The following is a 14,454-nucleotide window of genomic DNA, read 5'->3' on the forward strand; positions in this document are numbered from 1 at the left end:
ATGAAACTCTACAATCTTAAGGACCACAACGAACAGGTAAGCTTTGCGCAGGCGGTGAAGCAGGGGCTGGGTTCGCAGCAGGGGCTGTTTTTTCCACTGGAGCTGCCCGAATTTGAGCTGACGGATATTGATGCCATGCTGGAGATGGATTTCGTCACCCGCAGCAGCAAAATCCTCTCTGCTTATATTGGCGATGAAGTTGAACCGCACCAGCTGGCGGAGCGTGTGAAGGCCGCTTTTGCGTTTCCTGCGCCGGTAGCGCCGGTAACAGAAGATATCGCCTGCCTGGAGCTGTTTCACGGGCCGACGTTAGCCTTTAAGGACTTCGGCGGCCGCTTTATGGCTCAGATGCTCTCTTATATCAGCGGCTCAGATGAAGAGATCACCATTCTTACCGCCACCTCCGGTGATACCGGTGCGGCGGTGGCCCATGCTTTTTACGGCATGGAAAATGTGCGCGTGGTTATCCTCTATCCGCAGGGCAAAATCAGCCCGCTGCAGGAGAAGCTGTTCTGTACGCTGGGCGGCAATATTCACACCATCGCTATCGACGGTGACTTTGACGCCTGCCAGGCGCTGGTGAAGCAGGCGTTTGATGATGAGGCGTTAAAGAAAGCCATTGGCCTGAATTCCGCGAATTCGATCAATATCAGCCGCCTGCTGGCGCAGATTTGCTACTACTTTGAGGCGGTGGCGCAACTGCCGCAGGAAAAACGTAATCAGCTGGTGATTTCAGTGCCCAGCGGTAACTTTGGCGATCTGACGGCGGGCCTGCTGGCAAAATCGTTGGGGCTGCCGGTGAAACGCTTTATCGCCGCCACCAACCAGAACGATACCGTGCCGCGTTTTCTCTCCAGCGGCGCATGGCAGCCGAATACCACTGTCGCCACGCTTTCTAACGCGATGGATGTCAGCCAGCCGAATAACTGGCCGCGCGTCGAAGAGCTGTTCCGTCGGAAAACCTGGCGCCTGAACGATCTCGGTTTTGGTGCCGTGGATGATGAAACGACCCGTAGCACGATGCGAGAGCTGGCGCAGCTGGGCTATATCTCCGAGCCGCATGCCGCTATCGCTTACCGTATGCTGCGCGATCAACTGCAGCCGGGCGAATTTGGTCTGTTCCTTGGTACCGCGCATCCGGCAAAATTCAAAGAGAGCGTTGAAGAGATCTTGCAGCAGACGCTGCCGCTGCCTGATGAGCTGGCAGAGCGCGCCGATCTGCCGCTGCTGTCGCATAAAATGAAGCCGGACTTTGTTGAGCTGCGCGCGTTTCTTACTCAGTTCTGAGGCTAAGTCATAAAAAAGCCGCCTGCCGGTGAAGGGCGCCTCGTTTATCGGGGCGCCCGTTCGCTGGCAGATGGCTTTTTATTATCCGCAGATCAGGCCTGTTCGTGACGCTTAAACACCAGCTCGTCACCATGGCTGCTCGCCTCATCGAAGAAATAGCCTTCAAGGTTAAACTGCTTTAGCTGCTCCGCCGCCTGCAGACGATTTTCAATGATATAACGGCACATCAGGCCGCGCGCCTTTTTGGCATAGAAACTGATAATTTTGAACTTGCCGTTTTTCTCATCAAGAAAAACCGGTTTAATCAGGCGTGCATTCAGCTTTTTCGGCTGTACCGCTTTGAAATATTCATCCGACGCCAGGTTAATCAGTAAATCATCTCCCTGAGCAGCCAGCGCCTCATTCAATGCTTCGGTAATGGTATCGCCCCAGAAGCTGTAAAGATCTTTACCCGCCGGGCTGGCCAGCCTGGTGCCCATTTCCAGACGATAAGGCTGCATTAAATCCAGCGGCCGCAATACGCCATACAGGCCTGAAAGCATACGTAAGTGCTGCTGAGCAAAATCGAAATCCGCTTCGCTGAAATTTTCCGCCTGCAGGCCGGTATAGACATCGCCTTTAAAGGCCAGAATCGCCTGTCGTGCATTTTCCGGCGTGAAATCAGGGTGCCAGTCGTTAAAACGCTGCGCGTTTAACAGGGCCAGCTTATCGCTGATGCTCATCAGCGACGCGATTTGTGCGGGCGACAGATCGCGCGCCACAGCGATCAGCTGCTGTGATTTTTCCAACAGTGCGGGTTGCGTATAACGAAGCGTCGCCAGCGGCGTGGTGTAGTCCAGCGTTTTGGCCGGCGAGATGACCATTAACATCGATAGTTCCTTAGCGTAACCCGCAGGTTTTTAAACTTTTCTTGATTCTGGCCGCTGATTTTAACAAAAAAGCGCACAGCCCAGGCAAATCATTACTATCGGCCTGACCTCTTTTGATTCGCACCATCAGCGCATTGCGCGTCGGCACGTGCGTGATATTATCGCAACAGATTTTACCCCTGAAAGTTACATATCAAGAGAACCCATCATGACGGACAAACTTACTTCTTTACGTCAGCTGACCACCGTTGTTGCCGATACCGGTGACATCGCCGCAATGAAGCTGTACCAGCCGCAGGACGCTACCACCAATCCTTCTCTGATTCTTAACGCCGCGCAGATCCCTGAATACCGCAAGCTGATCGATGAAGCCATCGCCTGGGCGCGTCAGCAGAGCAGCAATAAAGAAGAACAAATTCAGTACGCTTCTGACAAACTGGCGGTCAATATCGGTCTGGAAATTCTGCAGCTGATCCCGGGCCGTATCTCTACCGAAGTGGATGCACGTCTTTCTTACGATACCGAAGCGAGCGTCGCAAAAGCGCGCAGCCTGATTAAACTCTATAACGATGCCGGTATCAGCAACGATCGTATTCTGATCAAACTGGCCTCTACCTGGCAGGGCATCCGCGCAGCGGAGCAACTGGAAAAAGAGGGCATCAACTGTAACCTGACGCTGCTGTTCTCTTTTGCCCAGGCGCGCGCCTGTGCAGAAGCGGGCGTGTACCTGATCTCCCCGTTTGTTGGCCGTATCCTTGACTGGTACAAAGCCAATACTGATAAGAAAGAGTACGCACCGCACGAAGATCCGGGCGTGGTTTCCGTTCGTGAAATCTACGAATACTACAAGCAGCACGGTTATGAAACCGTGGTGATGGGCGCCAGCTTCCGCAACGTGGGCGAGATCCTGGAACTGGCAGGCTGCGACCGCCTGACCATTTCTCCGTCGCTGTTGAAAGAGCTGGCGGAAAGCGAAGGCAGCGTTGAGCGTAAGCTCTCCTTCAGCGGTGAAGTGAAAGCGCGTCCGGCCAAAATGACCGAAGCGGAATTCCTCTGGCAGCATAACCAGGATCCGATGGCGGTAGACAAGCTGGCGCAGGGCATCCGTAACTTTGCGGTTGACCAGGGCAAGCTGGAAAAAATGATTGCAGAACTGCTGTAATCGCAAAGCTGCCGCAGCCCGGTTTCCGGCTGCGGCAGCTCACGTTAGGCATCCTTTCCCACCCTGTAGTATTCTTGCCATTAATCCCAAACCTTAACTGTTCGCGTTGCGACAGTTTCTGTCATGAATATCACTATGAATACGTTACGCATTGGACTCATTTCGGTTTCAGATCGCGCCGCTAATGGCATTTATCAGGATCAGGGCATTCCCGCTCTGGAAGCCTGGCTTTCTTCCGCACTGACTACGCCTTTTATTATCGAAACGCGGCTGGTACCGGATGAGCAACCGCTGATTGAAGAGACGCTTTGCGAGCTGGTGGATGAGCGTTTTTGCCATCTGGTTTTAACCACCGGCGGTACCGGCCCGGCACGACGCGACGTAACGCCGGACGCAACGCTGGCGGTAGCCGACAGGGTAATGCCGGGCTTTGGCGAGCAGATGCGGCAGATTAGCCTGCAGTTTGTGCCGACGGCAATCCTTTCACGTCAGGTTGGCGTGATCCGCAAGCAATCTTTAATTCTTAACCTGCCGGGCCAGCCGAAATCGATTAAAGAGACGCTGGAAGGGTTAAAAGATGAGAGTGGTAAGGTGCAGGTAGCCGGTATTTTTGCCAGCGTGCCTTACTGTATTCAGCTGCTGGAAGGCCCTTACATTGAGACCAACCCGGATGTTGTAGCAGCATTTCGCCCTAAAAGCGCCAGACGTGATACAAACTCCTGAAAAACAACTTTTTCAGGCATAAGATCCAGCGCCGCTGGTGTGGCGAGAAAAGTTGACGCTATAGTAACGTGAATTTTACAAATTCACGTTACTGACTTTCTTCTCACCTCTGGAAGCGCGAAAAAAACATGGATCAACCACAGGCTCGCCGGCTTAACCGGCAGGATTACAAGACGTTGTCACTGGCTGCGCTTGGTGGCGCGCTGGAATTCTATGATTTTATCATCTTTGTTTTTTTCGCTGCGGTAATTGGCGAACTCTTCTTCCCACCTGATATTCCTGACTGGCTGCGCCAGCTGCAGACTTTTGCCATTTTTGCTGCCGGTTATCTGGCGCGCCCGCTTGGCGGCATTGTCATGGCGCACTTTGGCGATCGGGTTGGAAGAAAGAAAATGTTTAGCCTGAGCATTCTGTTAATGGCTTTACCCACGCTGGCGATGGGCGCCTTGCCCGATTATCACGCTATTGGTCTGACAGCGCCGCTGTTGTTGCTGTTGTTGCGTATTTTGCAGGGCGCGGCGATTGGTGGTGAAGTGCCGGGAGCCTGGGTATTTGTAGCGGAACATGTGCCGGAAAAACGCACAGGCTTCGCCTGCGGCACCTTAACTGCAGGCCTGACGGCTGGCATTCTGCTGGGTTCGCTGGTAGCCACGCTGATTAACAGCCTGCTGTCGCCGGAAACCATCGCGGCGGGCGGCTGGCGCATTCCGTTCCTGCTGGGCGGTTTCTTCGGCCTGCTGGCGATGTATCTGCGGCGCTGGCTGCATGAAACGCCGGTTTTTCAGCAGATGCAGGCGCGCAAAACCCTTTCTGGCGGCTTGCCGCTGCGGACCGTGCTGCAACACCACAAGCGGGCGGTAATCGTGTCCATGCTGCTGACCTGGCTGCTCTCAGCCTGCATTGTGGTAGTGATCCTGATGGCGCCAACCCTGTTGCAGAAACAGTATGCGCTGTCGGCGGCGCTTACGCTGCAGGCCAATAGCGTGGCGACCATAATGCTGCTGGCGGGTTGTATAATTGCTGGCCTGCTGGCAGATCGACTGGGCGCGGCCAAAGTCTTAACGTTCGGCTGTTTGTTGCTGGCGCTGTGCAGCTGGATTTTCTTTACTCAGGCCGCCAGCTCGGTCATGGCACTGTTTATCACCTATGCGCTGGCAGGCTTAAGCGTCGGTGTGGTAGGCGTCGTGCCCTTTGTTATGGTGCGCGCTTTTCCTGCGGCGATACGCTTTACCGGTATCTCATTCTCTTACAATCTTGCTTACGCCATCTTTGGCGGACTGACGCCCGTTTGCGTCACGCTGTTAATGAGGTTCTCACCGCTGGCACCTGCCTGGTACGTACTGGCACTGGCGTTTATCGGCCTCCTGACCGGGCTGTGGCTGGCCTGGGCCGGACGGCGCGGCGCAATTCTGCAGCAGGTGAATGCCTGATTAGTGGCAAAAAAACCATCGCAGCCATCAGGTCGCTAAAAATTTTTTTTTACTTAACCCTTGATGCGCTGCGAAGCGGCCCCATTTTGAAGTCATCCAGTGTTGTGAAGCGCAAAGCGCGCAGGCGGACAGTTGAAAATACACAAATCGTCCGCATTAACTGATTCACAACCCTAATTGAGACCGTTTTTAAGTGGGAGACGTTTAGATGGGTAAGATTATTGGTATTGACCTCGGTACAACCAACTCATGTGTTGCGATTATGGATGGCACCAAAGCACGCGTGCTGGAAAATGCCGAAGGCGATCGCACCACACCGTCAATTATTGCATATACCCAGGATGGTGAAACGCTGGTGGGTCAGCCTGCTAAACGTCAGGCCGTGACTAACCCGCAGAACACCCTGTTTGCAATCAAGCGCCTGATTGGTCGTCGTTTTCAGGACGAAGAAGTACAGCGTGACATTAAAATCATGCCTTACAAAATCACGCAGTCCGATAACGGCGATGCATGGCTGGACGTAAAAGGCCAGAAAATGGCGCCGCCGCAGATTTCTGCGGAAGTGCTGAAAAAAATGAAGAAAACGGCGGAAGATTACCTGGGCGAACCGGTAACTGAAGCTGTGATCACCGTACCGGCTTACTTTAACGATGCACAGCGTCAGGCAACCAAAGACGCAGGTCGTATCGCGGGTCTGGAAGTTAAACGTATCATCAACGAACCAACCGCTGCTGCGCTGGCTTACGGTCTGGACAAAGGCCAGGGCAACCGCACTATCGCGGTTTATGACCTGGGTGGTGGTACTTTCGATATCTCTATCATCGAAATTGATGAAGTTGACGGCGAAAAAACCTTTGAAGTTCTGGCTACCAACGGTGATACCCACCTGGGTGGTGAAGACTTCGACAGCCGTCTGATCAACTATCTGGTAGCAGAGTTCAAGAAAGATCAGGGTATCGATCTGCACAACGATCCGCTGGCGATGCAGCGTCTGAAAGAAGCCGCTGAGAAAGCTAAAATCGAGCTTTCTTCTGCTCAGCAGACCGACGTTAACCTGCCGTACATCACGGCTGACGCTACCGGTCCGAAACACCTGAACATCAAAGTGACCCGTGCGAAACTGGAATCACTGGTTGAAGATCTGGTTGCCCGTTCTATTGAGCCACTGAAAGTTGCTCTGCAGGACGCTGGCCTGTCGGTATCTGACATCAATGATGTGATCCTGGTGGGTGGTCAGACGCGTATGCCAATGGTGCAGGCGAAAGTTGCCGAGTTCTTTGGCAAAGAGCCGCGTAAAGACGTTAACCCTGATGAAGCGGTAGCGGTAGGTGCTGCGGTACAGGGCGGCGTGCTGGCGGGTGACGTGAAAGACGTGCTGCTGCTGGACGTGACTCCGCTCTCTCTGGGTATCGAAACCATGGGCGGCGTGATGACGGCGCTGATCAGCAAAAACACCACTATCCCGACCAAACACAGCCAGGTGTTCTCTACTGCGGAAGATAACCAGTCTGCGGTAACCATTCATGTGTTGCAGGGTGAACGTAAACGCGCAGCGGATAACAAATCACTGGGCCAGTTTAACCTGGATGGGATCCAGCCGGCACCACGCGGCATGCCGCAGATCGAAGTGACCTTCGATATCGATGCGGACGGTATCCTGCACGTATCGGCGAAAGATAAAAACTCCGGTAAAGAGCAGAAGATCACTATCAAGGCTTCTTCTGGTCTGAACGAGGAAGAGATCGCGAAAATGGTACGCGACGCGGAAGCTAACGCAGAAGCAGATCGTAAATTCGAAGAGCTGGTACAGGCGCGTAACCAGGGCGATCAGATTGCCCACAGCACCCGTAAACAGCTGGACGAAGCGGGCGATAAACTTTCTGCTGACGACAAAGCGCCGATCGAATCTGCGCTTAACGATCTGAACACGGCGCTGAAAGGCGAAGATAAAGCTGAGATCGAAGCGAAAATCCAGGCGCTGGTACAGGTTTCCGGCAAGCTGATGGAGTTCGCTCAGCAGCAGGGCCAGCCAGCTGACGCCGGTGACGCTTCTGCGAAGAAAGAAGACGACGTTGTCGACGCTGAGTTCGAAGAAGTAAAAGACAAAAAATAATTGCCCCTGACCGGGCGCGGCGGTTGCCCTGACAACCGCTGGTAACCAGCACGGGCGTAGGAGTTTCTCCACGCCCGTGCACGCATGTTAAGGGCAGGAAAGATAACAATGGCGAAAACAGACTATTACGAGGTTTTAGGCGTCCCAAAGTCTGCGGATGAGCGTGAAATCAAAAAGGCTTATAAACGCCTGGCAATGAAGTACCATCCTGACCGCAATCCGGGCGATCAGGAAGCCGAAGCCAAATTCAAAGAAGTGAAAGAGGCTTACGAAATTTTGACCGATGCGCAAAAGCGCGCCGCCTACGATCAGTATGGACATGCAGCCTTTGAACAGGGCGGCATGGGCGGTGGTTTTGGCGGTGGCGGCTTTGGCGGCGGCGGCGCAGATTTCAGCGATATCTTTGGCGACGTGTTCGGCGATATTTTTGGCGGCGGCCGTCGGCAGCGCGCAGCCCGTGGCGCCGATTTACGCTACAACATGGAGCTGACGCTGGAAGAAGCGGTGCGCGGCGTGACCAAAGAGATCCGTATTCCTACGCTGCAGGAATGTGACGTTTGCCACGGCAGCGGAGCCAAATCAGGTACGCAGCCGCAAACCTGTCCAACCTGTCATGGCGCAGGCCAGGTACAGATGCGTCAGGGTTTCTTCACCGTGCAGCAGGCCTGTCCGAGCTGTCATGGTCGCGGCTCTATCATTAAAGATCCCTGCAACGCCTGTCACGGACATGGCCGCGTAGAAAGATCGAAAACGTTGTCGGTAAAAATCCCGGCAGGCGTGGATACCGGCGATCGTATTCGCCTCAGTGGTGAAGGCGAAGCAGGTGACCATGGCGCACCGGCCGGCGATCTCTACGTTCAGGTTTCGGTGAAAAAACACCCAATCTTTGAGCGTGAAGACAATAATCTTTACTGCGAAGTGCCGATTAACTTTGCGATGGCGGCTCTGGGCGGCGAAATTGAAGTGCCGACGCTGGATGGCCGCGTGAAGTTGAAGGTGCCGGCAGAAACCCAAACCGGCAAACTGTTCCGTATGCGCGGCAAAGGGGTGAAATCAGTACGTGGTGGCGTGCAGGGCGATCTGCTATGCCGCGTAGTGGTTGAGACGCCGGTCAGTCTGAATGAAAAACAGAAAGCGCTACTGCGTGAGCTGGAAGAAAGTTTCGGCGGCCCCAGCGGCGAGAAAAACAGCCCACGCTCGAAAAGCTTTTTTGACGGCGTGAAGAAATTTTTTGATGATTTGACGCGTTAAAACGCGCACCTCCAGACGCCCCGCTCAGGGGCGTTTGTCCATCCCTTCACCGTATCTTACAGCCAGCCAAAGGCGGCCCACGGGCCAATTGCCACTAACGATTACCGATTTTTTCGGCGCGATAACTTTATCATTCATATGATTATCCTTGTAAGTTAAACATTACTTGATGATGATTCGCTTTTTCCGAGTTATTTATGCCAAATAACCTGTTTTTACCGAATCGTTAAAGCCAGTATGCTTAAGCTTAATGCGATGTTTTTAGCAAGGAGATGGAAAATGATTAAACGCTTATTGGCCAATGAGGCAACCGGGGGCATTGTGCTTATCGTGGCGGCAATACTGGCTATGCTGTTAGCGAATATGGATGCTACCCAGCCTGTGTATGCTTCGCTGCTGGCGATGCCGGTAGAGTTTCACTTTGGCGACCTGCATATCAATAAAAATATGCTGTTGTGGATTAACGATGCGCTAATGGCCGTGTTCTTCTTAGTCATCGGCCTGGAAGTTAAGCGCGAGTTAATTGAAGGATCGCTCGCCAGCCGTGATAAAGCTGTGTTTCCACTGATCGCCGCTATCGGCGGTATGGTGGCTCCGGCGCTGATTTTTTTGGCATTTAATGGTGCCGATGAAATTACCCGTAACGGGTGGGCGGTGCCTACCGCTACCGATATTGCCTTTGCGCTTGGCGTGCTGGCGTTGTTAGGCAGCCGGGTGCCGCCCGCGCTAAAAGTATTTCTTATGGCACTGGCAATCATTGACGACCTGGGCGCAATTGTCATTATTGCCCTGTTTTATACCCACGAACTGTCACTGCTTTCTCTGAGCGTTGCCGCTGGCGCTATTATCGTGCTGGCGCTGTTAAATCTGTTTAACGTCCGCCGCACCTCGCTCTATATGGTGGTTGGCGTCGTGTTGTGGGTGGCGGTATTAAAATCGGGTGTTCATGCCACGCTGGCAGGCGTAGTGATAGGCTTCTTTGTGCCGTTAGCGGAAAAGCATGGGAAATCGCCTGCCAGAGCCCTGGAGCATGGCCTTCATCCCTGGGTGACCTGGCTGATTTTGCCGCTGTTCGCTTTTGCTAACGCTGGTGTTGCGCTGGATGGTGTTTCTTTCAATTCGCTGTTCTCCATGTTGCCGCTGGGCATAATACTGGGACTGTTTATCGGTAAGCCACTGGGAATTACGCTGCTTTGTTGGTTGAGCATCAAACTGGGTGTGGCGAAACTGCCGCAAGGCGCCAGCCTGAGCAGCATTATGGCGGTAGGCGTGCTGTGCGGAATCGGCTTTACCATGTCTATCTTTATCGCCTCGCTGGCCTACGGCGACCTGAGCGCGGAACTGATGGTACTGGCTAAGCTGGCTATTTTGATCGGATCGCTGCTCTCTGCTGTGGTGGGCTATTCGCTGTTACGCGTTAAGTTAAATCAGCCGCACAGCCTGAAGAAGACCTGAGCATGACACATCTTAATTACAATCATCTCTACTACTTTTGGCACGTTTGTAAGCAGGGATCGATTGTTAACGCGGCGGAGAAACTCTTCTTAACGCCGCAAACCATAACCGGCCAGATCAAGTCCCTGGAGGAGCGACTCCAGGGCAAGCTCTTTCGACGTCAGGGCAGGGGAATCGTGCCAACGGAACTGGGACAGCTGGTTTTTCGCTACGCCGATCGGATGTTTACGCTGAGTCAGGAGATGATGGATATCGTTAACTACCGCAAGGAGTCGCATCTGCTGTTTGATGTCGGCGTGGCGGATGCCTTATCGAAACAGCTGGTCAGTAAAGTTTTGGAAACGGCAGTGCAGGATGATGAGCGCATTCACCTGCGCTGTTTTGAGTCTACGCACGAGATGTTGCTGGAGCAGCTGAGTCAGCACAAGCTGGATATGATTTTATCTGATTGTCCGGTTGATTCGACTCAGCAGGAGGGGCTGTTTTCCGTGAAGCTGGGCGAGTGTGGCATCAGCTTCTGGTGTACGCCGCCGCTGCCGCAGAAACCTTTTCCCGCCTGCCTGGAGGAGCGACGCCTACTCATTCCGGGCCGTCGCTCAATGTTAGGGCGTCAGCTGCAACGGTGGATCAGCAACCAGGAGCTGCAGATAGAGATCCTTGGCGAGTTTGATGATGCGGCGTTGATGAAAGCATTTGGGGCCGCTAACCACGCTATTTTTGTGGCCCCGACGCTCTACGGCCAGGAGATTTATCAGGATGGCGCTATCAAAGAGGTTGGACGGCTGGAAGATGTCATGGAAGAGTATTACGTGATCTTCGCCGAGCGGATGATTCAGCATCCTGCGGTGCAGCGCATCTGCAATCAAGATTTTACCGCTTTATTTAGTGATAAATAGAAACTGATAGTTTTGCTGGATCTAATTCCAGCGCTGTGTTTATTTCCTGTTGCCGCCTGGTGGCGGCAACAGAAATAGCGGAGGAAACTCTTCGATCCAGCCATTAATAAAATAATTAAGAATTTACCAACAATAATTCAAAAACGGGCTATTAGGCAAAAGTCTCATTTTTCCGTTTCCCATTTACTGCCATTTTACCTTTCTTTACGCTACGCGCTGTCAACCAACCACCTTGAGGACCACCATATTTCCCCGGCGCGCTGACGGCGGAGTATGGCGTCCATCCATCGGACGGAATAAGGTCATCTCAGGAGCGAAGTATGCAGAACGAAAAAAATAAAACGGCGTCGGTATTACCTGTTCTTCACCAGGAATTAACACAGCAATTTTCTTCTCCGGTTCTTACTCATTATCAAATGCTGTTTATTACTGTCAGCATGATCAATCTGTCAATAATGAGTTGGGCTTTGGTCAGCGGTAGCTGGTGGGACGAAAATCATATTTTGCTTGGCAACTTTGGCAATATGGTGATCGCTAACCTCTGCGTGACGGTACTGATTCGTCAGCAATACCTTATCAACGGGCTGTTTCAGCTGGTATGGCGTGTGCCCGTACACTGGCCGCTACGGTTGCGGCGTCATTTGGCTAACGTTTATCAGTTCGGCGGGCTTCACTCTGGCTGTGCCACCTTTAGCTGTCTGTGGTTGCTGCTTTTTACGTTAGCTGCTTTTTGTCAACAACAGGCGCAGGGCGGGCTATCCACTCAGCTTCTTACGGTCAATATCCTGTTGGTGCTGATGCTGTGTGCCATTTCCCTGACGGCGCTGCCGCAGGTGAGACGACGCTATCATAACCTGTTTGAACATATGCATCGCTACGTTGGCTGGAGCTCGCTTGCGCTCTCATGGCTACAGGTTTTATGGTTCGTGCGTGACAGCCATCACGGTGAGTGGCGCTGGCATCATCTCAGCCACGCTTTCGCTTTCTGGGGACTGTTGGCTATTACCTGTAGCATTCTGCTTCCCTGGCTGCGTTTACGGCGCATTCCTATCGAAGTGACGCGGCCTTCTTCCCATGCGGTAATTATTCAGTTTGCTTTGCCGCAGGATCCCTTTCCTGGTTCGACGCTGGCCATTAGCCTGCATCCGCTAACGGAATGGCATGCGTTTGCCAATATTCCGCTGGTAAAACGACCTGGTTGCCGGATGCTGATCTCCCGTGCCGGAGACTGGACCTCGCGCTTTATCGATAATCCACCGTCACACGTCTGGTTTAAGGGCATACCCACGCCCGGCGTTGGCAGCATGAACAAGCTATTTAACTCGGTAGTCTATGTCGCCACCGGAAGTGGAATTGGTCCGCTGCTGCCGCATCTGGTGAACAATCCGCGTCCCTGTAAATTGATCTGGTCAACCCGTAATCCGGTTGTGACCTATGGCGAAGCGTTCGTTAATGAGATTATTGCGGCCCACCCAGGCGTATTGATTTGGGATACCGATGCGCACGGCAAACCGGATCTGCTGCTGCTGGCCTGTCAGAAGGTCAAAGAGATTAATGCGGAAGCGGTAATCTGTATTGCGAACCGCCCGTTAACCGATTATGTAGTGGAAGGGTGTGAAGCGCAGGGCATCGCCGCTTACGGAGCGATTTGGGACTCGTAAAATCAGGACGAAAAAAAACCGGCCACTGGCCGGTTCTTTCAAAGCTGATTAACAAGTGGCGATTAAGCCAGTTTGTTGATCTGTGCAGTCAGATTAGCTTTATGACGTGCAGCTTTGTTTTTGTGGATCAGACCTTTAGCAGCCTGACGGTCCACGATCGGTTGCATTTCGTTAAATGCTTTCTGTGCAGCTTCTTTATCGCCAGCTTCAACTGCTGCGTATACTTTCTTGATGAAAGTACGCATCATAGAACGACGGCTTGCGTTATGCTTGCGACGTTTCTCAGATGTTACGGCGCGTTTCTTAGCTGATTTGATATTAGCCAAGGTCCAACTCCCAAATATGTTCTATACGGACAAATCAAAGGCCGAGGACTATGCCTTTTACGCCTTATTTTGTCAATGGATTTGTGCAAATAAGCGCCGTTTTACAAACAACGCTCGGTTACGTAATTGATGGCGCAAGATTCTACCAGTTTCCCCAGCCTGAATACAGTATTTCGCAAGAAAAAAAGCGTTATCCCCGCCGCCTGGCCATTACCGCACGGAAATCGCCGCCGGAAAGCGGGAAAGGCGCCGTGACGGGTTAACCTTGGCGGTTGTACAAGGTATAATCCGCCGATTTCCACCAACTTGAGTCAGCCATGAAGTTTATACGCGGCATTCATAATCTCCGGACGCAGCCTGACGGCTGTGTGCTGACTATCGGCAATTTCGATGGAGTACATCGGGGCCACCAGGCGCTGCTGGCTCGCCTGTGCGAAGAGGGGCGGCAGCGTCATCTGCCGGTCGTGGTCATGCTGTTCGAGCCGCAGCCGCTTGAGCTGTTTGCCGCTGATAAAGCGCCGGCGCGCCTGACGCGTCTGCGTGATAAACTGAAATATCTGGCGCAGGCGGGCGTCGATGCCGTGCTGTGCGTGCGCTTCGACCGCCGTTTCGCCGCCGTTAGCGCGCAAAGCTTTGTTAACGATCTGCTGGTTGATAAGCTTGGCGTCCGGTTTCTTGCCGTTGGTGATGATTTCCGTTTCGGCGCTGGTCGCGAAGGGGATTTCCTGTTATTACAGAAAGCGGGTGTGGAGTATGGCTTTGATGTCATCAGCACCCAAACTTTCAGTGAAGGCGGCAAACGTATCAGCAGCACGGCGATTCGCCAGGCGCTGGCGAATGATGACCTGTCGCTGGCGCAGTCGCTGTTGGGCCATCCATTTGCGCTTTCCGGGCGTGTCGTGCATGGTGATGCGCTGGGCCGCACTATCGGTTTTCCTACCGCTAACGTTCTGCTGCGGCGCATGGTATCGCCGGTTAAAGGCGTTTACGCCGTAGAGGTCCATGGACTTAGCGAGCAACCGCTGCCTGGCGTGGCGAATATAGGTACGCGCCCTACGGTTGCCGGCCTGCGTCAGCAGCTGGAAGTGCATCTGCTGGATATATCAATGAATATGTACGGGCGTCATATTGACGTGGTGCTGCGCCAAAAAATACGTAACGAGCAGCGTTTTCCCTCGCTGGATGCGCTTAAAGAGCAAATTGCTAAAGATGTGGTGACTGCCCGCGAGTTTTTTGGGCTTAAAACACCGGTGTAACAACCGAAACACGGAATCGAGAATC

General features: G+C 53.2%; 13 protein-coding genes. 11 read left to right on the forward strand and 2 right to left on the reverse strand.

Annotated features, from left to right (window positions below; all coding sequences use genetic code 11):
* Positions 1-1,287, forward strand: a complete 1,287-nt coding sequence (thrC, locus tag ACQE3Y_RS15970; protein WP_426974423.1) for a threonine synthase — start codon at positions 1-3, stop codon at positions 1,285-1,287.
* Positions 1,288-1,379: 92 nt separating this feature from the next.
* Here thrC and yaaA read toward each other — a convergent pair whose 3' ends face one another.
* Entirely contained in the window at positions 1,380-2,156 is a 777-nt protein-coding gene (gene yaaA, locus ACQE3Y_RS15975; protein ID WP_426982067.1) for a peroxide stress protein YaaA, read from the reverse strand.
* 208 nt (positions 2,157-2,364) lie between these two features.
* Here yaaA and tal point away from each other — a divergent pair, with 208 nt between their 5' ends.
* The 8 genes from tal (at position 2,365) to ACQE3Y_RS16015 (ending at position 12,847) form a co-directional block, all read left to right on the forward strand.
* A complete protein-coding gene (tal, locus tag ACQE3Y_RS15980) occupies positions 2,365-3,318 on the forward strand; it encodes a transaldolase (protein WP_426982068.1) in 954 nt (317 codons plus the stop codon).
* A 135-nt stretch (positions 3,319-3,453) separates the two neighbouring features.
* Complete coding sequence (gene mog, locus ACQE3Y_RS15985) at positions 3,454-4,041, forward strand: molybdopterin adenylyltransferase (protein ID WP_426974425.1); 588 nt, start codon at positions 3,454-3,456, stop codon at positions 4,039-4,041.
* A gap of 128 nt (positions 4,042-4,169) precedes the next feature.
* Complete coding sequence (locus tag ACQE3Y_RS15990; RefSeq protein WP_426982069.1) at positions 4,170-5,471, forward strand: MFS transporter; 1,302 nt, start codon at positions 4,170-4,172, stop codon at positions 5,469-5,471.
* Positions 5,472-5,679: 208 nt separating this feature from the next.
* A complete protein-coding gene (dnaK, locus tag ACQE3Y_RS15995) occupies positions 5,680-7,584 on the forward strand; it encodes a molecular chaperone DnaK (protein ID WP_250651783.1) in 1,905 nt (634 codons plus the stop codon).
* Positions 7,585-7,692: 108 nt separating this feature from the next.
* The gene (gene dnaJ, locus ACQE3Y_RS16000) at positions 7,693-8,835 is read left to right on the forward strand and encodes a molecular chaperone DnaJ (RefSeq protein WP_426974427.1); all 1,143 of its coding nucleotides are present in this window, start codon (positions 7,693-7,695) and stop codon (positions 8,833-8,835) included.
* 279 nt (positions 8,836-9,114) lie between these two features.
* Positions 9,115-10,290 carry a Na+/H+ antiporter NhaA gene (gene nhaA / locus ACQE3Y_RS16005; RefSeq protein WP_426974428.1) on the forward strand — a complete coding sequence of 392 codons (1,176 nt, stop codon included), beginning with the start codon at positions 9,115-9,117 and terminating at the stop codon, positions 10,288-10,290.
* 2 nt (positions 10,291-10,292) lie between these two features.
* Positions 10,293-11,186: a transcriptional activator NhaR gene (nhaR, locus tag ACQE3Y_RS16010; RefSeq protein ID WP_426982070.1), complete on the forward strand. Its 894-nt coding sequence runs from the start codon at positions 10,293-10,295 to the stop codon at positions 11,184-11,186.
* Between the two features lie 320 nt (positions 11,187-11,506).
* Positions 11,507-12,847, forward strand: a complete 1,341-nt coding sequence (locus ACQE3Y_RS16015) for a hypothetical protein (RefSeq protein WP_426974430.1) — start codon at positions 11,507-11,509, stop codon at positions 12,845-12,847.
* A 62-nt stretch (positions 12,848-12,909) separates the two neighbouring features.
* Here ACQE3Y_RS16015 and rpsT read toward each other — a convergent pair whose 3' ends face one another.
* Complete coding sequence (gene rpsT, locus ACQE3Y_RS16020; RefSeq protein ID WP_038628374.1) at positions 12,910-13,173, reverse strand: 30S ribosomal protein S20; 264 nt, start codon at positions 13,171-13,173, stop codon at positions 12,910-12,912.
* 50 nt (positions 13,174-13,223) lie between these two features.
* On the opposite strand from rpsT, the gene ACQE3Y_RS16025 reads away from it, so the two are divergent.
* Positions 13,224-13,436, forward strand: coding sequence for a hypothetical protein (locus ACQE3Y_RS16025; protein ID WP_426974431.1), 213 nt, complete (start codon positions 13,224-13,226; stop codon positions 13,434-13,436).
* 54 nt (positions 13,437-13,490) lie between these two features.
* On the forward strand, positions 13,491-14,429 hold the full coding sequence (ribF, locus tag ACQE3Y_RS16030; protein ID WP_250651787.1) for a bifunctional riboflavin kinase/FAD synthetase: 939 nt from the start codon (positions 13,491-13,493) through the stop codon (positions 14,427-14,429).
* The last annotated feature ends 25 nt before the right edge of the window (positions 14,430-14,454 follow it).

Origin of the sequence: Pantoea sp. FN0305, from assembly GCF_050113845.1 — a bacterium.
GTDB classification, from domain to species: domain Bacteria; phylum Pseudomonadota; class Gammaproteobacteria; order Enterobacterales; family Enterobacteriaceae; genus Mixta; species Mixta alhagi.

Excerpts from the sequence above, each read along its gene's own strand:
- thrC (WP_426974423.1), top strand. The coding sequence starts at position 1 with ATGAAACTCTACAATCTTAAGGACCACAACGAACAGGTAAGCTTTGCG.
- yaaA (WP_426982067.1), bottom strand. The coding sequence starts at position 2,156 with ATGTTAATGGTCATCTCGCCGGCCAAAACGCTGGACTACACCACGCCG.
- tal (WP_426982068.1), top strand. The coding sequence starts at position 2,365 with ATGACGGACAAACTTACTTCTTTACGTCAGCTGACCACCGTTGTTGCC.
- mog (WP_426974425.1), top strand. The coding sequence starts at position 3,454 with ATGAATACGTTACGCATTGGACTCATTTCGGTTTCAGATCGCGCCGCT.
- ACQE3Y_RS15990 (WP_426982069.1), top strand. The coding sequence starts at position 4,170 with ATGGATCAACCACAGGCTCGCCGGCTTAACCGGCAGGATTACAAGACG.
- dnaK (WP_250651783.1), top strand. The coding sequence starts at position 5,680 with ATGGGTAAGATTATTGGTATTGACCTCGGTACAACCAACTCATGTGTT.
- dnaJ (WP_426974427.1), top strand. The coding sequence starts at position 7,693 with ATGGCGAAAACAGACTATTACGAGGTTTTAGGCGTCCCAAAGTCTGCG.
- nhaA (WP_426974428.1), top strand. The coding sequence starts at position 9,115 with ATGATTAAACGCTTATTGGCCAATGAGGCAACCGGGGGCATTGTGCTT.
- nhaR (WP_426982070.1), top strand. The coding sequence starts at position 10,293 with ATGACACATCTTAATTACAATCATCTCTACTACTTTTGGCACGTTTGT.
- ACQE3Y_RS16015 (WP_426974430.1), top strand. The coding sequence starts at position 11,507 with ATGCAGAACGAAAAAAATAAAACGGCGTCGGTATTACCTGTTCTTCAC.
- ACQE3Y_RS16025 (WP_426974431.1), top strand. The coding sequence starts at position 13,224 with ATGCCTTTTACGCCTTATTTTGTCAATGGATTTGTGCAAATAAGCGCC.
- ribF (WP_250651787.1), top strand. The coding sequence starts at position 13,491 with ATGAAGTTTATACGCGGCATTCATAATCTCCGGACGCAGCCTGACGGC.